The sequence below is a fragment of the Streptomyces sp. NPDC058457 genome (assembly GCF_042720695.1).
Classification (GTDB): Bacteria; Actinomycetota; Actinomycetes; order Streptomycetales; family Streptomycetaceae; genus Streptomyces.
Genome location: NZ_JBHXLU010000003.1, coordinates 251,691 through 276,101 on the forward strand (window position 1 = coordinate 251,691; position 24,411 = coordinate 276,101).

The 24,411-nt window shown below is 70.4% G+C and carries 22 protein-coding genes; 12 read left to right on the forward strand and 10 right to left on the reverse strand.

Annotated features, from left to right (window positions below; all coding sequences use genetic code 11):
* Positions 1 to 91: 91 nt before the first annotated feature.
* Positions 92 to 2,491 (reverse strand): cation-translocating P-type ATPase, encoded by a 2,400-nt coding sequence (locus ACFWPS_RS04725; protein WP_383700901.1) that lies wholly within the window; start codon positions 2,489 to 2,491, stop codon positions 92 to 94.
* 559 nt (positions 2,492 to 3,050) lie between these two features.
* Positions 3,051 to 3,305 carry a DUF2530 domain-containing protein gene (locus ACFWPS_RS04730; RefSeq protein WP_383700903.1) on the reverse strand — a complete coding sequence of 85 codons (255 nt, stop codon included), beginning with the start codon at positions 3,303 to 3,305 and terminating at the stop codon, positions 3,051 to 3,053.
* A 112-nt stretch (positions 3,306 to 3,417) separates the two neighbouring features.
* Between ACFWPS_RS04730 and ACFWPS_RS04735 the strand changes: the two genes are divergently transcribed.
* Entirely contained in the window at positions 3,418 to 4,869 is a 1,452-nt protein-coding gene (locus ACFWPS_RS04735) for an NCS2 family permease (protein WP_383700905.1), read from the forward strand.
* Between the two features lie 10 nt (positions 4,870 to 4,879).
* Here the strand turns inward: ACFWPS_RS04735 and ACFWPS_RS04740 are convergent, their stop codons facing one another.
* A complete protein-coding gene (locus tag ACFWPS_RS04740; protein ID WP_383700907.1) occupies positions 4,880 to 5,074 on the reverse strand; it encodes a ribbon-helix-helix protein, CopG family in 195 nt (64 codons plus the stop codon).
* Positions 5,075 to 5,256: 182 nt separating this feature from the next.
* Between ACFWPS_RS04740 and ACFWPS_RS04745 the strand changes: the two genes are divergently transcribed.
* Together ACFWPS_RS04745 and ACFWPS_RS04750 are read left to right on the forward strand one after the other, a co-directional pair.
* Entirely contained in the window at positions 5,257 to 5,694 is a 438-nt protein-coding gene (locus ACFWPS_RS04745) for a MarR family winged helix-turn-helix transcriptional regulator (RefSeq protein ID WP_089101888.1), read from the forward strand.
* 29 nt (positions 5,695 to 5,723) lie between these two features.
* Entirely contained in the window at positions 5,724 to 7,082 is a 1,359-nt protein-coding gene (locus ACFWPS_RS04750; RefSeq protein WP_383700909.1) for an MFS transporter, read from the forward strand.
* A gap of 97 nt (positions 7,083 to 7,179) precedes the next feature.
* On the opposite strand, the gene ACFWPS_RS04755 is transcribed toward ACFWPS_RS04750, so the two are convergent.
* A complete protein-coding gene (locus ACFWPS_RS04755; protein ID WP_383700911.1) occupies positions 7,180 to 7,713 on the reverse strand; it encodes a GNAT family N-acetyltransferase in 534 nt (177 codons plus the stop codon).
* A 78-nt stretch (positions 7,714 to 7,791) separates the two neighbouring features.
* Here ACFWPS_RS04755 and thpR point away from each other — a divergent pair, with 78 nt between their 5' ends.
* Positions 7,792 to 8,364 (forward strand): RNA 2',3'-cyclic phosphodiesterase, encoded by a 573-nt coding sequence (gene thpR / locus ACFWPS_RS04760; protein ID WP_383700913.1) that lies wholly within the window; start codon positions 7,792 to 7,794, stop codon positions 8,362 to 8,364.
* A gap of 206 nt (positions 8,365 to 8,570) precedes the next feature.
* On the opposite strand, the gene ACFWPS_RS04765 is transcribed toward thpR, so the two are convergent.
* The 4 genes from ACFWPS_RS04765 to ACFWPS_RS04780 all read right to left on the reverse strand — a co-directional run bounded on the left by ACFWPS_RS04765 (position 8,571) and on the right by ACFWPS_RS04780 (position 11,616).
* The gene (locus tag ACFWPS_RS04765) at positions 8,571 to 9,563 is read right to left on the reverse strand and encodes an aldo/keto reductase (RefSeq protein WP_383700915.1); all 993 of its coding nucleotides are present in this window, start codon (positions 9,561 to 9,563) and stop codon (positions 8,571 to 8,573) included.
* A 124-nt stretch (positions 9,564 to 9,687) separates the two neighbouring features.
* Complete coding sequence (locus ACFWPS_RS04770; protein WP_383700917.1) at positions 9,688 to 10,116, reverse strand: hypothetical protein; 429 nt, start codon at positions 10,114 to 10,116, stop codon at positions 9,688 to 9,690.
* A 134-nt stretch (positions 10,117 to 10,250) separates the two neighbouring features.
* Entirely contained in the window at positions 10,251 to 10,844 is a 594-nt protein-coding gene (locus ACFWPS_RS04775; RefSeq protein ID WP_383700919.1) for a Uma2 family endonuclease, read from the reverse strand.
* 88 nt (positions 10,845 to 10,932) lie between these two features.
* Positions 10,933 to 11,616, reverse strand: a complete 684-nt coding sequence (locus ACFWPS_RS04780) for a GDSL-type esterase/lipase family protein (RefSeq protein ID WP_383700921.1) — start codon at positions 11,614 to 11,616, stop codon at positions 10,933 to 10,935.
* 94 nt (positions 11,617 to 11,710) lie between these two features.
* Between ACFWPS_RS04780 and ACFWPS_RS04785 the strand changes: the two genes are divergently transcribed.
* The 3 genes from ACFWPS_RS04785 to gcvH all read left to right on the forward strand — a co-directional run bounded on the left by ACFWPS_RS04785 (position 11,711) and on the right by gcvH (position 13,938).
* Positions 11,711 to 12,709, forward strand: a complete 999-nt coding sequence (locus ACFWPS_RS04785) for a WD40 repeat domain-containing protein (protein WP_383700923.1) — start codon at positions 11,711 to 11,713, stop codon at positions 12,707 to 12,709.
* A 134-nt stretch (positions 12,710 to 12,843) separates the two neighbouring features.
* The gene (locus ACFWPS_RS04790) at positions 12,844 to 13,353 is read left to right on the forward strand and encodes a hypothetical protein (protein ID WP_383700925.1); all 510 of its coding nucleotides are present in this window, start codon (positions 12,844 to 12,846) and stop codon (positions 13,351 to 13,353) included.
* 198 nt (positions 13,354 to 13,551) lie between these two features.
* Positions 13,552 to 13,938, forward strand: coding sequence for a glycine cleavage system protein GcvH (gcvH, locus tag ACFWPS_RS04795; RefSeq protein WP_383700927.1), 387 nt, complete (start codon positions 13,552 to 13,554; stop codon positions 13,936 to 13,938).
* A gap of 58 nt (positions 13,939 to 13,996) precedes the next feature.
* On the opposite strand, the gene ACFWPS_RS04800 is transcribed toward gcvH, so the two are convergent.
* Entirely contained in the window at positions 13,997 to 14,479 is a 483-nt protein-coding gene (locus ACFWPS_RS04800; protein WP_383700929.1) for a hypothetical protein, read from the reverse strand.
* A gap of 139 nt (positions 14,480 to 14,618) precedes the next feature.
* On the reverse strand, positions 14,619 to 15,737 hold the full coding sequence (serC, locus tag ACFWPS_RS04805; RefSeq protein WP_383700931.1) for a phosphoserine transaminase: 1,119 nt from the start codon (positions 15,735 to 15,737) through the stop codon (positions 14,619 to 14,621).
* 156 nt (positions 15,738 to 15,893) lie between these two features.
* On the opposite strand from serC, the gene ACFWPS_RS04810 reads away from it, so the two are divergent.
* The 5 genes from ACFWPS_RS04810 (at position 15,894) to ACFWPS_RS04830 (ending at position 24,358) form a co-directional block, all read left to right on the forward strand.
* Positions 15,894 to 18,950, forward strand: a complete 3,057-nt coding sequence (locus tag ACFWPS_RS04810) for an FAD-binding and (Fe-S)-binding domain-containing protein (protein ID WP_383700933.1) — start codon at positions 15,894 to 15,896, stop codon at positions 18,948 to 18,950.
* 496 nt (positions 18,951 to 19,446) lie between these two features.
* The gene (locus ACFWPS_RS04815; RefSeq protein ID WP_383700935.1) at positions 19,447 to 20,574 is read left to right on the forward strand and encodes a lipid II:glycine glycyltransferase FemX; all 1,128 of its coding nucleotides are present in this window, start codon (positions 19,447 to 19,449) and stop codon (positions 20,572 to 20,574) included.
* A 308-nt stretch (positions 20,575 to 20,882) separates the two neighbouring features.
* On the forward strand, positions 20,883 to 21,011 hold the full coding sequence (locus tag ACFWPS_RS04820; protein WP_383700937.1) for a hypothetical protein: 129 nt from the start codon (positions 20,883 to 20,885) through the stop codon (positions 21,009 to 21,011).
* Between the two features lie 93 nt (positions 21,012 to 21,104).
* Complete coding sequence (locus ACFWPS_RS04825; RefSeq protein ID WP_383700939.1) at positions 21,105 to 23,288, forward strand: ABC transporter ATP-binding protein; 2,184 nt, start codon at positions 21,105 to 21,107, stop codon at positions 23,286 to 23,288.
* 173 nt (positions 23,289 to 23,461) lie between these two features.
* Positions 23,462 to 24,358, forward strand: coding sequence for a hypothetical protein (locus tag ACFWPS_RS04830; protein ID WP_383700941.1), 897 nt, complete (start codon positions 23,462 to 23,464; stop codon positions 24,356 to 24,358).
* Positions 24,359 to 24,411 lie beyond the last annotated feature (53 nt).

Here is a 24,411-nt window from a genome sequence, read left to right on the forward strand (position 1 = left end):
CCTTAGGGGCGCGGGGCTGTATTTGATTTGCGGCTCCGCCGCGCGGGCGCGACCAACCCCCACCGGGCCCGCGCGGTTCCCCACAACCGCATCACACCGGGTACTTCCGCTCCACCCACTTCCAAAGAAGCTCCAGCACCGCCGACCCCACCACGGCGATGCCGACGGCAGTCCACGGCATCGCCACCCCCACCAGCTTCAACGCGAAGAAGCTCTGCAGCGCGGGTACGGCGAGCACGAACACGAAGGCCACGCCCATCGAGGCCACCAGGGCCACCCGCCACCACGTGTACGGGCGGGCGATGATCGCCAGCACCCACATGGAGATCAGGAACAGGGTCAGGGTCGCGGCACTGGTCTCGGCGTCCAGGGCTCCGGTTCCCGTGTAGTAGTGGCGGGCGATCAGATACGTCACGAAGGTCGCGACGCCGGCCACCACTCCCCCCGGGATCGAGTACCGCATCACACGGCGTACGAAGTGCGGCCGTGCCCGTTCCTTGTTCGGAGCCAGGGCCAGGAAGAAGGCCGGGATGCCGATGGTCAGGGTGGAGAGCAGGGTCAGGTGCCTCGGCAGGAAGGGGTACTCGACCTGCCAGCAGACCACGAGGACCGCGAGCAGTACCGAGTAGACCGTCTTGACCAGGAACAGGGTGGCGACCCGGGTGATGTTGCCGATCACCCGGCGGCCCTCGGCCACGACCGAGGGCAGCGTGGCGAAGCTGTTGTTGAGCAGGACGATCTGGGCGACCGCCCGCGTCGCCTCCGAACCCGAGCCCATCGAGACACCTATGTCGGCGTCCTTGAGGGCGAGTACGTCGTTCACGCCGTCGCCGGTCATCGCGACCGTGTGCCCGCGCGACTGCAACGCCCCCACCATGTCCCGCTTCTGCTGCGGGGTGACCCGTCCGAAGACGGTGCCCGAGTCGAGGGCCTCGGCCATCTCGGCCGGCTCGGCGGGCAGGCGGCGCGCGTCCACCGTCGTACCGGTGAGGCCGAGCTTGGCCGCCACCGCGCCGACCGACACCGCGTTGTCGCCGGAGATGACCTTCGCGCGGACCTCCTGGTCGGCGAAGTAGCGGAGGGTGTCGGCGGCGTCCGGGCGGAGCCGCTGCTCCAGGACGACCAGCGCGGTGGCGCCGGCCCCCTGCGCCACCTTCGGGTCGTCGAGGTCCCGGCTGGCGCGGGCGAGCAGCAGCACCCGCAACCCTTGCTCGTTGAGGCGAACGGTTTCGGCCAGTGCCGGGTCGTCGGCGCCGAGGAGCACGTCCGGTGCCCCCAGCAGCCAGGTGCTCAGCTCCCCGTCGCCCTCGCTGAAGGTCGCCCCGCTGTACTTGCGGGCGGAGGAGAAGGGCAGCGACTCCACGCACCGCCAGTCCTCGCTGTCCGGGTAGGCGTCGATGATCGCCTGCAGGGAGGCGTTGGGGCGCGGGTCGGACTCGCCGAGCGAGCCCAGCACCTTGCGTACGTACGTCTCGTCGACCCCGTCCAGCGACCGCAGCTCGGTGACGTCCATGCCGCCCTCGGTGAGGGTGCCGGTCTTGTCGAGGCAGACGGTGTCGATGCGGGCGAGGCCCTCGATCGCGGGGAGTTCCTGGACCAGGCACTGCTGGCGGCCCAGCCGGATCACGCCGATCGCGAAGGCGACGGAGGTGAGCAGGACCAGACCCTCGGGGACCATCGGGACGATGCCGCCGACGGTCCGGGCGACGGCGTCCTTGAGTCCGTTGTTCTTGACCACGAGCTGGGTGGCGACCAGGCCGATCGCGGCCGGGACCATCATCCAGGTCACGTACTTGAGGATGGTCGAGATACCGGAGCGCAGCTCGGAGTGGACGAGCGTGAAGCGGGACGCCTCCTCGGCGAGCTGGGCCGCGTAGGCCTCCCGGCCGACCTTGGTCGCGGCGAACGCACCACCGCCGGCCACCACGAAACTCCCCGACATCACCTGGTCGCCGGGGCGCTTGACGACCGGGTCGGCCTCGCCGGTGAGCAGCGACTCGTCGATCTCCAGGCCGTCGGCCTCGGCGCACACCCCGTCCACGACGATCTTGTCGCCTGGGCCGATCTCTATCAGATCACCGAGCACGATCCCACTCGTACTCACTTCGACGGCGGCCCCGTCCCGGCGCACGGTCGGCCGCGACTCGCCGATCACCGCGAGCGAGTCCAGGGTCTTCTTCGCCCGCCACTCCTGCACGATGCCGATGCCCGTGTTGGCGAGGATCACGAAGCCGAACAGGCTGTCCTGGATCGGCGCCACGACCAGCATGACCAGCCACAGCACACCGATGATCGCGTTGAACCGGGTGAAGACGTTGGCGCGCACGATCTCGCCGAAGGAGCGGCTGCTGCGTACCGGTACGTCGTTGACCTGGCCGCGTGCGACCCGCTCCGCGACCTCGGCGGATGTCAGGCCGGTCGCCCTGATCGGCGCCGGCAGCGGTACGGGATGCACGGGGTCGAGCTCGGCGCCCGCGTCGATGTGCTGCATGCCATCGACGGTACGTGCGGATTTGCGCGTTCACCTGCCGAGTGCCCGGAAGATCCGACCGTGGGAGGAGCGAAGTCGTGCGTAGGTTGTAGACGCCGACACTTCTTGCCCACCCACCCACCCGACTCGGTCACCTGAAAAGCGGGACCCGCCCTCCACCCCGCCCGGCGGCTGAGACAGAAGCCCGCTTCCACGCACGGCCCGTCCGGCGTTTGAGACCGAACCCCGCTCCGCACCGCCTCCGGCTCGTCCGCCGGCCGGGGGTGGAGCCCGGTCCGCACGCCCTCCGGTTCGTCCGCCGGCCGGGGCCGAACCCCGGTCCGCACGCCCTCCGGTTCGTCCGCCGGTCGGGGGTGGAGCCCGGTCCGCACGCCCTCCGGTTCGTCCGCCGGCCGGGGCCGAACCCCGGTCCGCCCGCCCTCCGGTTCGTCCGCCGGCCGGGGCCGAACCCCGTTCCGCGCCGCCTCCAGCCCGTCCGGTGTTTCAGGGCGAGGCCGTTCAGGTCGATGCGGCGGCGGGGTAAGGAGGGGGGTGGTCTGTTCGGCCTCGCGGGGATTGCCTACTCGGTCGCCGCGGGCAGTGCCTTGATCGCCGCGTCCCGCTTCTTCACGTAGTACACGCCGATCAGGCCGAGGCCGCCGCCGGCCAGGCAGGTCCAGATCCACCAGGTGTGGCCGTGGTCGGAGAACCAGCCGTAGAAGGGGAGCTGGGCCAGGAAGAGGACGAACCAGATGATCGTGCCGCCGATGATCGTCGGGACGACAGGGCCCTCAAGGGGCTCCGGTGCCTCGTGCTGGGGGGTCCACTTCGCCATGGCGCTTAGCTTACGCACCTGCGGGGTCTACGCGCGGAGATAGCGAACTGGGCATCATATGTTCATACTGAAACCGTTTATGTTTGACCACTTCTGATCGTAGGAACATCCAATGTCGACCCCGGCTTCCACTCAGGCCCCCGCCCCCGAACAGCCGGGTGCGACCCCCGCGTACGGTGCGCTGGATCGTTACTTCAAGATCTCCGAGCGGGGCAGCACCCTCGCCCGCGAGGTGCGCGGCGGCTTCGCCACGTTCTTCGCGATGGCGTACATCATCGTGCTGAACCCGATCATCCTCGGCAGCGCGAAGGACATGTACGGCCACCAGCTCGACCACGGTCAGCTGGTCACCGCCACCGTCATCACCGCGGCCTTCACGACGCTGCTGATGGGCGTCATCGGCAACGTCCCGATCGCCCTCGCCGCCGGCCTCGGCGTGAACTCCGTCGTCGCGCTCCAGCTGGCGCCCCGGATGTCGTGGCCGGACGCCATGGGCATGGTGGTGCTGGCCGGCATCGTCGTGATGCTGCTGGTCGCCAGCGGTCTGCGCGAGCGCGTGATGAACGCCGTCCCCTACAGCCTGCGCAAGGCGATCTCGATCGGTATCGGCCTGTTCATCATGCTGATCGGTCTGGTGGACTCCGGCTTCGTCACCCGCATCCCGGACGTCGCCCAGACCACCGTCCCGCTCCAGCTCGGCGCCGACGGTCACCTCAACGGCTGGCCGGTGCTCGTCTTCGTGCTCGGCGTGCTGCTCACCCTCGCGCTGATCGTCCGCAAGGTCTCCGGCGCGATCCTGATCTCGATCGTCGCGATGACCGTGCTCGCGCTGGTCATCAACGCCGTCGCGCACGTGACGACCTGGGGCCTGACCGTCCCGAAGTGGCCCGGCAACCCGGCCGCCACCCCGGACTTCGGCCTGCTCGGCAAGGTCAGCCTCTTCGGCGGCTTCGGCAAGGTCGGCCTGCTGACCGGCATCCTCTTCGTCTTCACGGTCCTGCTGTCCTGCTTCTTCGACGCCATGGGCACGATCATGGGCATCAGCGACGAGGCCAAGCTGACCGACGCCCAGGGCTACATGCCGGGCATCAACAAGGTCCTCTTCATCGACGGTGTCGCGGTCGCGGTCGGCGGTGCCAGCTCCTCCTCCGCCACCACCTGCTTCGTCGAGTCGACGGCCGGCGTCGGCGAGGGCGCCCGCACCGGCTTCGCCAACGTCGTCACCGGCGGTCTGTTCGCCGTGGCGCTGTTCCTCACCCCCGTCGCCACCATGGTCCCGTCCCAGGCGGCCACCCCGGCGCTGTTCGCGGTCGGCTTCCTGATCCTGGCCGGTTCGATCAAGGAGATCGACTGGGCGGACTACACCCTCGCGATCCCGGCCTTCGTGACCATGGTGATGATGCCGTTCACCTACTCGATCACGAACGGCATCGGCATGGGCTTCATCACCTTCGTGCTGATGCGCCTGGCCGTCGGCCGGGCCAAGGAGGTCCCGGCCGCGATGTACGTGGTCGCCGCGGTGTTCGCCTTCTACTACCTGATGCCGGCCCTGGGCCTGACGTGACCTCCCGGGGTCAGGTGACCTTGACCTGGTCGCCGTAGAACCTCTCCGTCTCCTCGACGGCGGCCGAGAACCGCTCGTCGAAGTCGTCCCGAATGAGCGTCCGGACCACGTAGTCCTGGACGCTCATTCCCCTTTTCGCCGCATGACACCGGAGCCGGTCGAGCAGCTCCTTGTCTATCCGCAGGCTGAGCACACTGGTCCCCATGGATACGAGGGCGCCACATCCGCGCGCCCGATGCGTCACTTTCCGGATCCAGCTCACTCATAAGGGTGATGCGATGTTTTCCGGGGGATGCCTCCGGAACCGCCGGGTTCAGTGGCCGAGGTCACGGGCTTATCGGTGCGCCCGAGTGGTCTTTAGGTAGGGTAATGAGTTACTCTAAGGACATGCCGGACCTTACCCATGGCGACGACGCGGCCGCCGTGAACTCCCTCCGCTCCGCCGTGATGCGACTCTCGCGACGGCTCAAGCACCAGCGGGTCGACGAGTCACTGAGCCCCACCGAGATGTCGGTGCTGGGCACCCTCTCCAACTGCGGCCAGGCCACCCCCGGTGAGCTGGCCCGCAAGGAGCACGTGCAGCCGCCCTCGATGACCCGCATCGTGGCGCTGCTGGAGGCCAAGGGACTGGTCCGTCTGGAGCCGCACCCCGAGGACCGGCGCCAGAAGGTCGTCACCAGGACCGAGCAGGCCGAGGCGATGCTCGAAGAGAGCCGCCGCAAGCGCAACGCGTTCCTGGCCGGCCTGGTCGACGGCCTCGACGAGGACGAGTGGGCGAAGCTCCGCGCCGCCGCCCCCGTGCTGGAGAAGCTCGCACACCTGTAAGACCCCGATAGAAGGAGGAGGCGACCCGTTTGAGTACGGGACCCGGAACACCTTCCGCCCCCGCACCGACCGCCCCTACTACCCCCGCAGCCCGCAGCTCCTCGATGTTCAGCTCGCTGAAGGTCAGGAACTACCGGCTGTTCTTCGCCGGCCAGGTCGTCTCGAACATCGGCACCTGGATGCAGCGCATCGCGCAGGACTGGCTGGTCCTCAGCCTCACCGGCTCCGCGACCGCCGTCGGCGTCACCACCGCCCTCCAGTTCCTGCCGATGCTGCTCTTCGGGCTCTACGGCGGGGTCCTGGTCGACCGCCTGAACAAGCGGCGGGCCCTCCTCGTCACCCAGTCCGCCATGGCCGTCACCGGCATCGTGCTCGCACTGCTGACCCTCTCCGGCCACGTCGAGGTCTGGCACGTCTACCTCGCCGCCTTCGTCGTCGGCCTCGCCACGGTCGTCGACAACCCGGCCCGCCAGTCCTTCGTCTCCGACATGGTCGGCCCGGACCAGCTGCAGAACGCGGTCAGCCTGAACTCCGCGAACTTCCAGTCCGCCCGCCTGGTCGGCCCGGCCGTCGCCGGCCTCATGATCACCGGCGTGGGCACCGGCTGGGCGTTCCTCTTCAACGGCCTGTCCTTCGTCGCCCCCCTCGTCGGCCTGCTGCTGATGCGGGCGCGCGACCTGCACGTCGTTCAGCGGGCGCCGAGAGGAAAGGGCCAGCTGCGGGAGGGCCTGCGCTATGTCGCCGGGCGCCCGGACCTGACCTGGACCATCATCCTGATCGGGTTCATCGGCACCTTCGGCTTCAACTTCCCCGTCTACCTCTCCGCCTTCGCGGACGACGTCTTCCACGCGGGCGCCGGCTCCTACAGCCTCTTCAACACCCTGATGGCGGTCGGCTCCCTGGCCGGCGCCCTGCTCGCGGCCAGACGCGGCACGGCCAAGCTGCGGGTGATGCTCGCGGCGGCGGTGGCCTTCGGCGGTCTTGAGCTGGTGGCCGCGGCCGCCCCGTCCCTGTGGCTGTTCTCCCTGCTGATGGTCCCCATCGGCATGTTCGGCATGACGGTCAACGTCACCGCCAACACCACCGTCCAGATGGGCACCGACCCGGCCATGCGGGGCCGCGTGATGTCCCTCTACATGATGGTGTTCATGGGCGGCTCACCCATCGGCGCACCCATCGCCGGCTGGATCACGGACGCGTACGGCGTCCGGGCGGGCCTGGCGGTGGGCGGCGCCATCGCGGCCGCGGCCGCCGTGGTGATCGGCCTGGTCCTGGCCCGGGTCGGCAACCTGCGCCTGTCGGTCGGCTGGCACGGCGGCCACCCGCGGGTGCGGTTCGTGCCGAGAGAGCCGGCAGAGCAGCAGGAACAGCTGGCACCGGCGGCGTGAGGCCCGCCTGAGACACGTACGGACCACGTACGGAGCAGGCACGGAGCACGCACGGAGCACGCACGGACGGGTACGGAGGTGCTGGCCCGGGGGCGGACTACAGCCTCCGGGCCAGCACCTGTCCCGGCCAGCTGTCGTCGCCCGCGACGGCGACGGTGAAGGACTCGGTCGGGGTGAAGCCGTTGCCCTCGTAGAAGGCGACCAGCTTGCGGTCGTCGCCCGCGTAGCAGTCGACACGGAGCAGGGAGATCCCGGCCCGGCGGGTCTCCGCGGCCGCGTGGGCGAGCAGCGCGGCGCCCACGCCGGTGCCCTTGAACCGGCGGTCCGAGGCCAGCATGTGGATGTACCGCTCGGGCTCCTCGACGGGCGCGAGGTAGGGGCCGGGCGCGTCGGTGAGGGTGAGGGTGGCGGCCGGGACCCCGTCGTACTCGGCGATGTACGGGCTGCCCTCGGCGAAGTACCGCGTGATCATCGCCACGGCCCTCGGGTTCTCCGACCAGGGTGTGGTCCCCCACTGCCGGGGCCGGCCCTCGGACACCAGCCACTCCACGGCACTGTCGAACATCCCGAGGACCGCCGGGATGTCGTCGGCACGGCCGTCCCGGATCCTGATCTTCCCGCTGCTCCCCATGCTCCCCATACGCTCCATACAGCGATTCACGTCGTCGTACGCTCCCGCGCGCAACCGTGTTTTTGGCAGGGTTGCCCCATGAGACTCTTCGCAGCCGTGCTGCCCCCGCCGGAGGTGGCCGCCGAACTCGCCGCCGAGGTCGACAGGTTGAAGCGGCTGCCGGGCGCGGAGGCGCTGCGCTGGACAGGGCGCCCCGGCTGGCACTACACGCTCGCGTTCTACGGCGAGATCGACGACGACGTCGTACCGGCCCTGTCGGAACGCCTCGCCCGCGCGGCCCACCGCACCCCGCCCTTCGCGCTGGCCGTCGCGGGCGGCGGGCAGTTCGGACATGGCAGGGCCCTGTGGGCGGGCGCCGACGGCGATCTGGACACCCTTCGCCTGCTGGCCGACCGCGCGGAGGCGGCGGCCCGGAAGGCGGGCCTGCCGATGGGGGAGCACCGCCGCTACAAGGCCCACCTGACGGTGGCCCGCAGCCGCGACGCGGTGGCGGTACGGCCGTACGTCGCGCTGCTCACGGAGTTCGCGAGCCGGAGCTGGACGGTCGGCGAGCTGGCGCTGGTGCGGAGCAGTCTGCCGACGTCGGGTGTGCCGGGGGAGCAGCCCCGGTACGAGGTGGTCGACCGATGGGGGCTCGGGGCGGCCGGTTAGGCTCGTTGCCGTGGACCCGAAGACCCGGAACCGGATCATGGCCGGTGCGCTTGTGTTGTTGTTCGTGGTGGTTGCCGTGGCCTCTGCGATGAGGTGAGGGCCGGCCGGGGAACTGCGCCGCCGTTTTCGGCTCCGCCGCGTATGGGCTGGTCGCGCCCACGCGGCGGAGCCGCATATTGATACAGCCCCGCGCCCCTACGGGGCGCTTACCAGGCGAAGGCCTCCGGGGAAGGGCCCGGGCCCGGGAAGATCTCGTCCAGCCCGGCCAGCAGCTCCTCGCTCAGTTCCAGCTCCACGGCCCTCAGCGCCGACTCCAGTTGCTCACCGGTGCGCGGACCCACGATCGGACCGGTCACTCCCGGACGCGTGAGCAGCCAGGCCAGGGCGGCCTCGCCGGGCTCCACGCCGTGCTTGTCCAGGAGGTCCTCGTAGGCCTGGATCTGGGCGCGGATGGCGGTGTTGGCGAGGGAGTCGGCGGCCCGGCCGCTGGCCCGGCGCCCGCCCTCGACCTCCTTCTTGATCACGCCCCCGAGCAGCCCGCCGTGCAGCGGCGACCAGGGGATGACCCCGAGGCCGTAGTCCTGCGCGGCCGGGATGACCTCCATCTCGGCGCGGCGCTCGGCGAGGTTGTAGAGGCACTGCTCGCTGACCAGCCCGATGGTCCCGCCGCGCCGGGCGGCGATCTCGTTGGCCTGGGCGATCTTGTACCCGGGGAAGTTCGAGGAACCCACGTAGAGGATCTTGCCCTGCTGGATGAGGGTGTCGATCGCCTGCCAGATCTCCTCGAAGGGGGTGGAGCGGTCGATGTGGTGGAACTGGTAGACGTCGATGTAGTCGGTCTGCAGCCGCTTCAGGCTGGCATCGACGGCCCGCCGGATGTTGACCGCGGAGAGCTTGTCGTGGTTGGGCCAGGCGTCGCCGTCGGCGGCCATGTTGCCGTACACCTTGGTGGCGAGCACGACCTTGTCGCGGTGGACGGGGCTCTTGGCGAACCAGTTGCCGATGATCTCCTCGGTCCGCCCCTTGTTCTCACCCCACCCGTACACGTTGGCGGTGTCGAAGAAGTTGATGCCGGCGTCGAGCGCCGCGTCCATGATCGAGTGGCTGTCGGCCTCGTCGGTCTGCGGGCCGAAGTTCATGGTGCCGAGGACGAGTCGGCTGACCTTGAGTCCGGTACGTCCGAGCTGCGTGTACTTCATGGTCACCCAGCCAACGGCGTGGAGTGCGCTCTAAGCAAGGACTTCGGGTCGGTCGCCCGGGGGTTGCGGGGGATCCGGGCACGCCTCGCGCGTGGCGGTGACGGGCCGTCGCGCGTCGTACATGTCAGCTCGGCGGGCGGGGGGCGGATGCGGTGGCCGTGCCGATGATGAACTCCCCCTGCTGCCGGATGTCGGCCGACCAGCCCAGCGCGGCGAGTTCACCGGTGAGGCGTTCCGGCTCGTGGAAGACCTTCACGATGCGGTACCTGCTGCCGTCGTCGAGCCGGCGCACCTCCGCGGCCACCTCCTCACGGGCCGCCTCCGGCGAGGCGTCCACCGCGGTCACCGACCGCGCCCGCGCGGCCAACGCCCCGGTCCACCGGCCCGTGCCGCAGGCCGGCTCCAGCACGTCCCCCGCGATCGGCAGGCCTTCGACCACGGTCAGCAGGCTGCGCAGATCCGCACGCTCGGCATAGACCCGGTCGTACTCGGGCGCCCGGGCCCGGTAGTAGGCGACCTGCTCCGCGAGAAGGGCATCCTCGTCGACCGTCATGCCCCCGACCCTAACGGGCCGACCCCCTCACCACCGGCCCCGGAACAAGCCGATCCCTTGCGGGAGGCCGACGGCGCCGACCGTTCAAGTGCCCTGCCGTGTAGCGGAGTTGACAGTCGACGCCGGTGGGAGAGCTAGTCGGTCGGGAACTCGTCGGTCTTGATGACGAGGTCCACCACCGTGCCGGTCAGGTCGACGTCGGTACCGAAGTCCACTCGGGTGGGCTCGTCGTAGTCGCCGTCCTTGGGGTCGGTGTAGACGAGGCAGCGTCCCTGGTAGGGGTCGGCGACGACATAGACGGGGACCTCGGCTTCCGCGTACGCGGTCCTTTTCGGGCCGTAGTCGTTGGCGGCCGTGCCCTGGGAGATCACCTCGGCGACGAACTCCACGTCCTGGTAGCGCCAGTGACCCTTGTCGTCCTGCTTGGCCGAATCCTTGAGCAGGGCCACGTCCGGGCAGAAGCCGTTCTCGTGGCCGGGGAAGTCGATCCGGACGTCCGAGAAGACCTTGGCCTTCCGCCCGAGCCTGTCCTCCACGGCCCAGAGGATCTGGCGAATGATCTGCCAATGCGTGTTCCGCTGCGGCACCATGTGGACGCTGCCCCCGACGATCTCGACCCTGAATCCTTCGGGGACGGGCATCCGCTCAAGGCGCTCGAACCACTCGTCCAAGCGCTCGGTGTTGGCGTCGGCGTCGGCCATCTCGATCCTGTCTTCCAAGACGGTCATCGTGGCGCTCCTCCCCGGCCACCCCACGGACGGGTGCGGCCGCGCTGTACAACGATACGCACGGTGACCGGGGAACGGCGGAATCCGGTCAGTTCGTTCCCGTCGCGTACTCCTGTCCGATTCCCCACCCCTGCCACATCGCGTCCGCGAAAGCCTCCGCGATCCGATGCTCGCCGTTCGCGTTCGGGTGGGTGCCGTCGTAGGTGTCCGTGTGGATGTCGTACGACTCCGGCGGCGAGGCCATGAGGATCGGGGAGCGGGGCTCGTCCAGGTCGGCCGCCGCCTTCGCCAGCAGCTCGTTGAAGAGGGTCACCTGCTCCGCGAACGGGCCGTCCGAGGTGGCGCGGATGTTCGGGATCACCGGCAGCAGCACCATGCGGATGCCCGCCCTGGCCGCCCGCGCGTTCGCCACGAAGGACCGTGCGTTCGCCGCCGTCTGTTCCGCGTTCGTGTAGAAGCCCAGGTCGATCAGGCCGAGGGAGACGAGGAGGACGTCCGCGCGGCAGGAGCGCACCGCCTCCCCGATCAGCGGCGCCATGTGCAGCCAGCCCTCGCCCCAGCCGGCCAGGTGGGCGCGGGGGAAGTCGGGGTCGGCGTAGGCGTACGAGATGGGCGCGTCGGCCAGCTTGTCGTACAGCGTCTCGCGGGGCCCGACCAGTGTGAACGGGCCGCCGTACGTCCCGCACAGGTGCTGCCACATGCGGTACCGCCATGTGTGTTCGCCCGTGCTGCCGATGGTCATCGAGTCCCCGACGGGCATGAACCTGAGCATCCGCTCATGATGGACGATCAGAGGGAGGGGTGGGGTGTGAGGACCGACACGTCCGCCGCGACCGGACACAGCGCGGGATGGCAGGCTTGGGCCCATGCGTCCACGATCGCTCGCCCTGCTCGCCGGTGTCCTGCTCACGGGTGCCCTCGCCGCCGCACCCGCCTCCGCCGCCGACGGCACCGGCGACAAGGGGTTCACGATCACGGATCCGCGGATCAAGGAGTCCAGCGGTCTCGCCGCCTCGCACCTGCACCCCGGTATCTACTGGACGCACAACGACAGCGGCGACGGGCCGTACATCTACGCCGTCGACAGCGCGACCGGGAAGACCGTCGCGAGGATCACGCTCAGCGGTGTCGGCACGCCCCGCGACGTCGAGGCCATCTCCATCGGCCCCGACAACCAGATCTACGTCGGTGACATCGGCGACAACCTCGACGGCAGCTGGCCGTACGTCTGGATCTACCGGCTGCCCGAGCCGAAGAAGCTGGTCGACCAGACCGTCCGGGCCACGCAGTACGTCGTCAAGTACTCCAACGGCGCCCGGAACGCCGAGTCGCTGATCGTCCACCCCAGGACCGGACGGGTGTACATCATCGACAAGAAGGAGGACGGCGGGCATCTGTACGAGGGTCCGGCGACCCTTTCCCCGACGGGTACGAACATCTTCAAGCCCGTCGCCGCCGTCGACCTCTGGGCCACCGACGCGGCCTTCTCGCCCGACGGCAAGCAGCTCGCCGTACGCGGCTACTTCGGCGGCATCTACTACGACTGGAACGGCGGTGCGATCAAGCGCGAGGGGCGGCTCGACGTCCCGCTCCAGAAGCAGGGCGAGTCGCTCAGCTACTCCGCCGACGGGACCAGGCTGATGTACGGGAGCGAGGGGGCCGACAGCCCGGTGCAGGCCGAGGACGTGCCCGGGGGGTCGGGCACGGCGTCGCCGTCGGGTGGCGGGAGTTCGGCGGCCGCGAGCAAGGACGACAGCGGTTCCGTGGGGGGTGGGGCCAAGGTCGGTGCCGTCGTCGTCGGGGTCGCCGTGCTCGCCCTCTTCGGGCTGCGGCGGCTGCGGCGCCCGACCACGCGCCGTCACTGATCACTCTCCGTGCGTCACCCGTACGGGGCACCGGCGCGGCGGCGGCGCGCCGGTCCGTGCAGGCTGGAAAACGTCCCGCGGGACGGGGGGCGGCCACAGGTGACCGGGTCCCGCTTCACGGAATTGGAGCACCCATGCGCCGCAACGTCCTGCGCCTGGCCGGGAACGTCTGCCTGCTCACGGCAGCCCTGGGCCTGACCGTCCCGGTGACCGCCGGCACCGCTACCGCCGAGCCCACCCGGACGGTCCGGGCCGCAGCCGCCGCCCTCCCGCAGTTCCGTTCGGTGAGGGTGCCGATCAACGGCAGCTTCGCCGTCCCGGGCGAGATGGTCCACGTCCAGGGCACCCTCGACGTCACCGTCATCACCCTCCCCAACGCGGCCGGCGGCGGCACCGCCCAGATCATCAGCAGCCTTGACGACACCACCGGCGTCGGCGTCCCCAGCAACAAGAAGTACTACCTCGTCGGCGCCCAGCGGATCAACGCCCCCTTCTCGGCGGCGGGGACCACGACGCTCAACGTCAAGCCGACCTTCGTGCTGGTCCCGCCCACGGGAGCGCCCAGCAGGGTCCAGCCCATCACGGTGACGGTCGTCGTCACCTCGACCGGCGGGATCGGCTCCGTCACCGCAGCGGTTGCGTGACCCCGCGCCCTGACGCCCCGGCGGGTCGAGGTTCACGGGCGCTCGAACGGCCGGCGGCGGCATGCTGCGCGGCCGTCACCCGGGTGGCGGACCGGGATGCCTGAAATACACGGCTCTGGGCGCCGGTGCAGCAGGCTGTTCCCGCCGGTCGTCGACAGGGGCGGCCGGACCCGCACCACGACGGCTGATGGAGCTGACATGTCCAACGTGCCCGCCGACCTCCGCTACACCGACGACCACGAGTGGATCCGCACCGCGGCCGACGGCAGCATGACCGTCGGCATCACCTATCACGCGCAGAAGAACCTCGGCGACATCGTCTTCTTCGAGCTGCCCGCTGTCGGCAGGACGGTCCAGGCGGGTGACCCCGTCGGCACGGTGGAGTCGGTCAAGGCGGTGTCCGAGATCTTCAGTCCGTTCGACGGCGAGATCGTCGCGATCAACGATGAGGTCGTCGAGACCCCGGAGGAGGTCAACTCCGACCCCTACGGGATGTGGCTCTTCAAGATCAAGACGAAGGGCGGGGCGTCGTCCAACGGGCTGCTCGACGCCAAGGCCTACGAGAAACTCGTCGCCGGGGAGTGAAAGCCCGAGGGGGCGCCCGGTGTACCCGCACCGGGCGCCCCCTCGTCGTGCCCGGCGCTCAGCCCCGCACCGGCATGATGCCGTGCAGGCGGCGCGGTTTGGGGGCGTCCAGCAGGCTGACGCCGTTGTAGACGCGGCTCCGGATGAAGAGCACGGGAGCGGCGACGAACGTGACGAAGATCGAGACGACGCTGACCGGGAACAGGGTCGGCAGCGACTGGCCCTCGGGCAGCGTCTTGCCGCCCTCGTGGACGGCGTAGGCGAAGGCCGCGAAGAAGACGATCGCGCAGAAGGCGGCCAGGACGCGGAGGACGGCCCTGGTCCGGCGGGCGCGGGCCTCGGTGCGGACCTCGGCCAGCAGGGACGCGTCGCAGACGGGGCAGGTGAGCTCCACGGTCTGCTTGCCGGACTGCGGCCGGCGTACCCGGAAGACGTTGTCCTTCCAGGTGATACGGCGGGTGCGGACGAGGAAGCCCGTGACCTTGTCGCTCAGGATGTGGCGCACCGCTACCTCGACGGTGCCCGGTATCGGTCTGTTCATGTACGCGTGGATCTCCTTCGTCGCATGGGGCACACAGTGTCCGGTGTGCGACGAAGGAGACTCAACTGTCCACGGCAGGCTTTGCCTTGATCATGCCTTCCGGGCAAACCAGCAGCTTGTTACGGGAGTTGCCGGGCCCTTACAGCTTCTCGATCACGTAGTCGACGCACTTCGTCAGCGCCTCGACGTCCGCCGGGTCGATCGCCGGGAACATCGCGATGCGGAGCTGGTTGCGGCCGAGCTTGCGGTAGGGCTCGGTGTCGACGATGCCGTTGGCGCGCAGCACCTTGGCGACGGCGGCCGCGTCGATCTCGTCGGCGAAGTCGATCGTGCCGATGACCTGGGAGCGCTTGGCCGGGTCCGAGACGAACGGGGTGGCGTACTTGCTCTCCTCGGCCCAGGTGTACAGGCGGGTCGAGGAGTCCTTCGTACGGCCGGTGGAGAAGGCGAGGCCGCCCTGGCCGTTGAGCCACTCCAGCTGCTGGTTGAGCAGGAAGAGGGTGGCGAGGGCCGGGGTGTTGTACGTCTGGTTCTTGCGGGAGTTGTCGATCGCCGTGGGGAGGCTGAAGAACTCCGGGACGTGGCGGCCGGACGCGTGGATGCGCTCGGCGCGCTCGATCGCGGCCGGGGAGAAGACGCCGATCCACAGGCCGCCGTCGGAGGCGAAGGACTTCTGCGGGGCGAAGTAGTAGACGTCGGTCTCGGCGATGTCGACCGGGAGGCCGCCGGCGCCGGAGGTGGCGTCCACGAGGACCAGCGCGCCCTCGTCGGCGCCCGCGACCCGCCTGATCGGCATGGCGACACCGGTCGAGGTCTCGTTGTGCGTGAACGCGTAGACGTCGACGCCGGCCTCGGCCTGCGGCTCCGGGTGGGTGCCCGGGTCGGAGGCGATGACGGTGGGCTCGGCCAGCCAGGGGGCGAGCTTGGCGGCCTTGGCGAACTTGGAGGAGAACTCGCCGAAGTTCAGGTGCTGCGACTTGGCGTCGATCAGGCCGTGGGTGGCGACGTCCCAGAAGGCGGTGGAGCCGCCGTTGCCGAGGACGACCTCGTAGCCCTCCGGGAGGGAGAACAGGGCGCTGATGCCCTCGCGGACCTGGCCGACCAGGTTCTTCACCGGGGCCTGGCGGTGGGAGGTGCCGAGCAGGGACGTACCGGTGGCGGCCAGCGCGTCCAGCGCCTCCACCCGCACCTTGGAGGGGCCCGCGCCGAATCGACCGTCCGCGGGCTTGATGTCAGCAGGAATCTGGATGTCAGCCACGAGTCGGAGGGTATCCGGTGGGTGAAACGGGACGGAAACGTGTCCGTCGGATGAGACGGGATCGCCGAGCCCTGGACTTGTGTGGTTGTACGACGATATCGACGCGACTGTGGACAAGTCCCGGTGACGGTACGTGAGCGGATGCATCCTGGACGCATGACGGATGTCTCGGCCCTTGAGGCGGAACTGCGGGGTGCCGTCCGGGGTGAGGTCGGCTTCGACGTCACGTCCCGGGCGCTGGTCACCATGGACGCGTCCAACTACCGGCGGGTCCCGGCGGGGGTGGTGGCCCCCCGGGACGCGGACGACGTGGCGGCCGTACTGGAGGTGTGCCGGACCCATGGTGTGCCGGTGGTCGCCCGGGGCGGCGGCACCTCGATCGCGGGGCAGGCGACCGGCACGGGCGTGGTCCTGGACTTCACCCGGCACATGAACCGGCTCGTCGGCCTCGACCCGGCCACCCGTACGGCCGTCGTCCAGCCGGGGCTGGTCCTGGACCGCCTCCAGGAGGCCGCCGCCCCGCACGGCCTGCGCTTCGGCCCTGACCCCTCCACGCACGGCCGCTGCACGCTCGGCGGGATGATCGGCAACAACTCCTGCGGGTCGCACAGCGTGGCCTGGGGGACGACGGCGGACAGTGTGCGCGAGCTGGACGTGCTCACGGCGCGCGGTCGGCGGCTGCGCCTCGGGCCGGACTGGGCGGGCGCCCCCGACGGCCTGCGGGAACTGGTCGCGGGCGACCTGGCCCGGCTGCGCACCGGCTTCCCTGAGCTGCCCCGCCGTATCTCCGGCTATGCGCTGGACGCGCTGCTGCCGGAGAAGGGCGCCGATGTGGCCCGGTCCTTCTGCGGCAGCGAGGGCACCCTCGGGATCCTCACGGAGGCGACCGTACGGCTCGTGGAGTCGCCACCCGCGCGTGCGCTGGCCGTGCTGGGGTACGCCGACGAGAGCGCGGCGGCGGAGGCTGCGGCGGGTCTGCTGGTCTGTGCGCCGCTGACGGTGGAGGGCATGGCGGCCGACCTGGTGCCGTCGTCCGCGGGCCTCCCCCGGGGCGGTGCGTGGCTGTTCGTCGAGACCGGCGGCGAGACGGCGGCGGAGGCACGCGCGCGTGCGGAGACGGTCGTGCGGGCGGCGGATGTCCTGGACGCGCTGGTCGTCACCGACGCGGCCGGGCAACGTGCGCTCTGGCGCATCCGCGAGGACGCGGCCGGTACGGCGACGCGGATGCCGGACGGCGGCGAGGCCTGGCCGGGGTGGGAGGACTGCGCGGTACCGCCGGCCCGCCTGGGGGCGTACCTGCGTGACTTCCGTGCCCTGCTGACGGCACACGGCCTGCGCGGCACCCCGTACGGCCACTTCGGCGACGGCTGCGTCCACGTCCGTATCGACTTCGACCTGCTGAGCGAGGCGGGCGTGGCCCGGTTCCGCCGCTTCTCGGAGGAACTGGCGGACGTGGTGGTGGCGCACGGCGGCTCCCTGTCCGGGGAGCACGGGGACGGCCTGGCGCGGGCGGAACTCCTCCCGAGGATGTACGGCGACGAGCTGGTGACGCTCTTCGGGCGGGCGAAGGGGATCTGGGACCCCGACGACCTCCTCAACCCGGGCGTACTGGTCAGGCCCGCCCCCCTGGACACGAACCTCCGCTTCGCCGTCCTGCCCCGCGAGCCGCTCCCCGTCGCCTTCGGCTACCCCGCCGACGGCGGCGACTTCTCGGCGGCGGTCCGCCGCTGCGTGGGCGTGGCGAAGTGCCGTACGACCGGGCCGTCCGGCGCGTCCGTCATGTGCCCGTCCTTCCGGGCCACCGGCGAGGAGGAGCACTCGACCCGCGGCCGGGCCCGGCTGCTGCACGAGATGCTGGCGGGCGAGCTGGTGACGGACGGCTGGCGCTCGACGGAGGTCCGGGACGCCCTCGACCTCTGTCTGTCCTGCAAGGGCTGCCGGTCGGACTGCCCGGTCGGGGTGGACATGGCGACGTACAAGGCGGAGTTCCTGCACCAGCACTACGCGGGCCGACGGCGCCCGGCCGCCCACTACAGCATGGGATGGCTGCCGAGGTGGCTGGGCTGGGCGGCCCGTACCCGCACGGCGGGTCTGGCCAATGCACTCGCCTCCGTACGACCGCTGGCGGCGCTCGCCAAGCGGCTGGGCGGAATCGCGCCGGAGCGGCGGATCCCCCGTCTGGCACCGGAGCCGTTCAGCCGCTGGGACCGGCGGCGACAGCGCAAGCGCCTACGGGGGTGGGCGGACCGGGCGCGGGCCGGACGGCGACCGGAACTCCCGGCGCGACTGGCCTTCCTGTGGCCGGACACGTTCACGGAGTACCTGTCACCGGAGGTGGGCCGGGCGGCCGTACGGGTGCTGGAGGCGGCGGGGGTGGGGGTGGTGCCGCTGCCGACACGGCGGTGGAGGGCACGGCGATCGGACGACGGCGGGCTGGAGGGCTACGGCATGTCCGTCCTGAACCCGCGCCGGACCCGGGCCTGTTGCGGCCTCACCTACCTCTCGACGGGCCAACTGGACCGGGCCCGCGCGGTGTTGCGCCAGACGCTGGACCTGCTGGAGCCGTTCCTGCTGCTGCCGTCGGACCTGGACTCGGACTCCGGGTCGGACCTGGCCCCGGACTCCGAGTCGGACCTGGCCCCGGACTCCGAGTCGGACCTGGCCTTGGAGTCGGCCTCGGACCTGGACTCGGACTCGGACTCGGGCGACGAGTTCCCGTACCCGCCGCCGTTCGTCGTCCTGGAGCCCAGCTGTGCTGCCGCTCTCCGTGCCGACCTGCCGGAGCTGCTCCCGGACGATCCCCGGGCGGCCCGCCTCGCCGCGCGGGTGCTCACCTTCGCGGAGGCGCTGGAACGCCTGGCCCCCGACTGGACCCCGCCCCGCCTGGACCGTGCGGTCACGGGGCAGACCCACTGCCACCAGCACGCGGTGCTCGGCGACGCCCCGGACCGCCGCCTCCGCGAGGCCGCCGCCCTCACCGGCGACCTGGTCGGCGGCTGCTGCGGTCTGGCAGGCAACTTCGGCTTCGAGAAGGGCCACTTCCAGGTGTCGAAGGCCTGCGCGGAGGAACAGCTGCTGCCGGCGGTGCGGGAGACGGAGCCGGGCACGGTGGTCCTGGCCGACGGCTTCTCGTGCCGGACCCAGCTGGAGCAGCTGGCCGGGGTGCGCGGCAGACACCTGGCGGAGGTGCTGGCGGAGGGGCTGGAGGCCTAGAAGTTCAGCGACCCCATAGCGGGCGTGTCGGGGCACGGGGACGCCGACGGGCGCGCCGACCTCGTCGCCGTCCACATCATCCGCAGCGGCAGCCTGTACATCGAGGACACCGCCCGGCGGGCCGACCTCGGCCCCGGCACCCTCTGCATACGCGACCCGCACGCCCGCTCGTACGCCGGGGCCGTCTCGAAGGCGCCGCGGCGGTGGCCGCACGGGCAATACAGCCCCGCGCCCCCTCGGGGCGTTGCCGAGCGGCAGCCGACTTCACCCGACCTGCCTGGATACCGGACACCTCCTCGGCCGACACGCCTCACCCGCCCGCGCGCCGAAACGATTCCCAGCAGGCCCGCGTCTGTTGTTCTTGATGTTGATGTTGATGTTGACGCCGATGTCGATGTCGATGCCGACGCCACCGGTCCGGTTCCGTCCGCCGTCCTGGCCGGTACCGGTGCGCATCGCCAGTGAGCCGTCGCCGACCTGCCGAGGAGCACCGCCCATGACAGCAGCCCTTCGCCTCCAGCCCATCTCCCGTGCCGAGCATCTCGCCTTCGTGGGCTCCCGGCCCTCCGTCAGCCATATGCAGGTGCCGTCGTGGGGGGACGTGAAGCCGGACTGGGAGGCGGAGAGCCTCGGGTGGTTCGACGGGGAGGGGCGGGTCGTCGGGGCCGGGCTGGTGCTGTTGCGGGCGGTGCCCAGGGTGAAGCGGTATCTGGCGTATCTGCCGGAGGGGCCCGCCATCGACTGGCACGACCCTGATCTGGAGCGGTGGCTCGATCCGCTGCTGGCGTACCTGAAGGGGCGTGGGGCGTTCGCCGTGAAGTTGGGGCCGCCGGTCGTCGTACGGCGGTGGAGCGCGGAGGCGGTGAAGGAGGCCATCGCCGATGCGGCCGCCCGGCGGCTGGGGGACGCGGAGCCGACGTCGTACGACGCCCGTGCCGCAGACCTCGCCGAACGGCTGCGCCGGACCGGGTGGCGGCAGGCGGAGCCGGGCGGGGAGGAGGGGTTCGCGGCCGGGCAGCCCCGGTACGTGTTCCAGGTGCCGTTCGCGGGGCGGTCGTTGGACGACATCCAGCGCGGCCTCAACCAGCAGTGGCGGCGCAACGTGAAGAAGGCGGAGAAGGCGGGCGTCAAGGTGGTGCGGGGCGGGTACGAGGATCTGCCCGCCTTCTACGGCCTGTACACGGAGACCGCCGAGCGCGACCGCTTCATCCCGCGCCCCCTCTCCTACTTCCAGCGGATGTGGACCGCGCTCACCGCCGAACACCCCGACCGCATGCGCCTCTACCTCGCCCACCACGACGGCGACATCCTCGCCGCGGCCACCATGCTCACCGTCGGCGACCACGTCTGGTACTCCTACGGCGCCTCCACCAGCCGCAGGCGCGAGGTCCAGCCCAACAACGCCATCCAGTGGCGGATGATGTGCGACGCCCATGAACTCGGCGCCGCCGTCTACGACTTCAGGGGCATCACCGACACCCTGGAGGAGTCCGACCACCTGCTGGGGCTGCTCCGTTTCAAGGTGGGTGCGGGAGGGGAGGCCGTGGAGTACCTGGGCGAGTGGGACTTTCCGCTCAACAAGCTGCTCCACAAGGCGTTCGACCTGTACATGGCCCGCCGCTGAGGACTGTCCGGGGTGTGGCCGACGTCTGTCCGGGGCCCGTCCGGCCCGGCTTCATAAGCTGGCTCTCAGGTTCATAAGAGAACTCTCAGCTTCGGGGTCGTTATACAGCTGTTACCTAGGTATTCACAGCACCTGTTTGCCGTTCGCGAGCCGACTTTGCCGTCGCTTGGGATTCGGGCCGTGTAAGTTCATCGGTGTCGGGCGGCGGGGATTGCCGAGGATGACGATCCGAAATCCCCGGACGTTGCCCCAAGAGAATTCTCGTACCATCCTGCACCAATTGCACTTCGAACTCTCAAGGAGTCGGAATGAGCCTCAAGAAGCTCGCCCCGCTGCCCCCCAAGCCCAAGAAGCAGCTGCCCCCGCCGCCGCAGCCGAAGCCCAAGAAGCGGGCCCCGAAGCCGGCTCCGAAGCCGATCCCCGGCCAGGACGACTGAGTTAGCTGCAAAAGGACCGACGGTTCGCCGTCGGTCCTTTTTCACTTCCTGAATTTCGGTAATTCCAGCGTCGGACAGCGGAGGTAGTGTGAAATGCGCGTGAAGGAGAGTGAAGGCACAGAATACGAGTACGAAGTCGCCGGCTCGAAATACGAGGAATACGGTGGGGGCGATGGCGACGAGTACGACGACGAGTACGAGGACGAGTACACGCCCACCATCCCGGCCCGCGCCGCCTTCCGCCGCTTCTGGCCGCTGACCAGCGGTCTGCGCGGCTGGCTGGTGATCGTCTGGGTGTGCACGGTGATCGCCGCGCTCGCCGAGACCGAGGCCATCCTGCTCTTCAGCGACCTCACCGACCACGCCCTGCAGAAGGGCTCGCTCAGCGCCTTCTGGAGCCCGGCGACCAAATGGCTGGGCATCGCGATCGTCGGCGCGATCGTCGCCTACGCCGGCAACTCCCTGGCCGCCTGGACCACCGAACGCTTCGTCATGCGGCTGCGCGAGCATGTCTTCGACCACGTCCAGCAGCTGCCTCCGCACTTCTTCCAGCGCCACCGCCAGGGCGACCTGCTCTCCCGCCTGACCAGCGACGTCGAGGCCATCGAGACCATGGTGGTGTCCGGGCTGGTCGGCGCCGCGTCGGCCGTCTTCAGCGCCCTGTTCTACGCGGCCGCCGCGTTCTGGCTGCGCTGGGACCTGGCCGCCGCCACCTTCGTCCTCGCGCCCCTGTTCTGGCTGGCCGCCCGCCGCTTCTCCGGCTCCATCAAGGACGTGTCGCGGGAGGGCCGGGTCGCCGACGGTGCGATCACCTCCGTCGTCGAGGAGTCCCTCGGCAACATCGTGCTGACGCAGGCGTACGACCGCCGTGACGCCGAGCGCCGCCGCCTGAACGAGGAGGCGAGCGCCTGGTTCCGCGCCTCCGTCCGCTCCACCCGCCTCAACGAGGCCTACGAACAGCTCGTCCAGGTCATCGAGACGATCTGCGTCCTCGCCGTCATCGGCATCGGCGCCTGGGAGATCTCCACCGGCCGCATGACCCTGGGCCAGCTCCTCGCCTTCTCCGCCTTCCTCGGCTACCTCTACCCGCCGGTGCGCGGCCTCGCCCAGCTCGGACTCACCGTCACCGCCGCAACGGCGGGCGCGGAACGGCTGATCGAGATCCTGGACGTGAGGCCGTCGGTCACCGACCCCCGGCGCGGCACCGGCACCGACACCGGCCGCCCGGACGGCGCCATCGAGGTCCGCGACGTCGGCTTCAGCTACCCCGGCGCCGACGGGGCCGCCCTGGAGGGCCTCTCCTTCACCGTCAGCCCCGGCGAACTCGTGATCATCACCGGCCCCAGCGGCGCCGGCAAGTCCACCGTCTCCAAGATGCTGCTCCGCTTCTACGACCCCGACAGCGGCGAAGTCCTCCTCGACGGCGTCCCCCTCGGCGACTTCCCGCTGGCCCGGCTGCGCGAGTACATCACCCTGCTCCCGCAGGAGACCCTCGTCCTGCACGACACCGTCCGCGCCAACATCGCCTGCGGCCGGCCCGGCGCCAGCGAGCAGGCGATCGAGGACGCGGCCAGGGCCGCCGACGCCCACGACTTCATCGTCCGGCTGCCCGAGGGCTACGACACCAGGGTCGACCCCAACTCCGCCCGGCTGTCCGGCGGTCAGCTCCAGCGCCTGGCCATCGCCCGCGCGATCCTGCGCGACGCCCCCGTCCTCGTCCTCGACGAGCCGACCACCGGCCTGGACGCGATGGCCGCACGCCGGGTCGTCAAACCGCTGCGCCGCCTGATGACCGGCCGTACGACCATCATGATCACCCACGATCTCAACCTCGCGCCCGACGCCGACCGCATCCTCGTCGTCGACCGCGGCCGCATCGTCGAGACCGGCCGCCACGACGAACTCCTCGCCAGCGGCGGCGCCTACTCCCGGCTCCACCGCTCGCAGAACAACGCGATGATGGACACCGGCGAACTGCGGCTGCCGCTGTTCGTGGACCAGGGCGGCGCACCGGCGGCAGGGACCGTGGGAACCGTGGGGGCCGTGGGAGTACCCCAGGCCTCCTACGCGGGGGCGCAGGGCGGTGGGGACGGTGGGTACGCCTACCAGCAGCCGTACGGGAACATGTACGACTACAACGTGTACGCGGCCGCAGGGCTATGGCCCCAGCCCATGTACGAGGCGCATATAGAGACCGGCTACGGGGCGGATGTGCCCACCACACTCCCCGACGGTCGGCCCCTGTTCCGTGACGAGGAGTCCTGGCCCGGCATCTGAGCCGCCCCCCGGACGGGCCGGAACTCCCGTGAGTGCCCGTCACATGAGTGTTGTTACACACCTATTGCACAAGGGATCTTCAAGAATCCTCCACTTGGTTCGTAGGCTGCGTACGCCAATGGGCTCGGCCGGGGGCGACCCACCGGGCCCCTCGCGATCCCAGGGGGATTCACATGCGTATACGCGTCGCGGCCACCGTTCTGTCCGGTGCGGTCGTGCTGTCCGCGCTCGCTGTTCCGGTGGCCGCCCAGGCGGCGGCGGGCCCGAGTGCGAAGGCGGAGCTCAGCTCCTTCTTCGCGAACTCCGCGTCCGCCGCTCGCACCGCGCACGCCGCGAACTCCGCGCAGACCGTCCGGCCGAAGGACGGGATCGGGAGCATCACCTTCTCCGACGGCGTCGTCAACGGCGGCAAGGACATCGTCCTCGGCACCACCACGAAGAAGTCCGTCACCGTGACCTACACCGCCACCAGCTCCAGCGGTGTCGCGGTCACGGAGGCCTTCCTCTGGCAGGGCACCGACCCCTCCAGCACGGACACCATCACCGGCGCCCTGGGCACCGACGACGACCCGGTCTGCACCGAGTCGACCACCCAGACCGGCGTCTACAGCTGCAAGGCCGTCTTCAACATCGACGCGGCCGTCGACATGGTGGACAACGGCGTCGCCGGCACCTGGAAGATCGCCCTCGGCGGCTACGACCTCTACGCCAGCGCCAGCTTCGACGACAACGTCGGCACCGGCAAGATCAAGAAGGCCTCCAAGCTGACCGTCGACGCCACCCCGGAGCCGGTGAAGAAGGGCAAGACCATCACCGTCACCGGCAAGCTGACGCGTGCCAACTGGAACACCGGCACGTACGCCGGCTACGCGTCGCAGAAGGTGCAGCTGCAGTACCGCAAGAAGGGCAGCACCACCTACACCACCCTCAAGACCATCACCGCCGGCACCGGCGGCGCCCTCAAGACCACCACCAAGGCCACGGCCGACGGGTACTACCGCTACTCGTTCGCGACCAACGCGACCACCGGCGCCTCGACGGCGACCGGCGACTACGTCGACGTGAAGTAACGTCCGGCCGTCACCCGAGGATTCGTTTCACGTTCGGCCTCGCCCCGCGCACG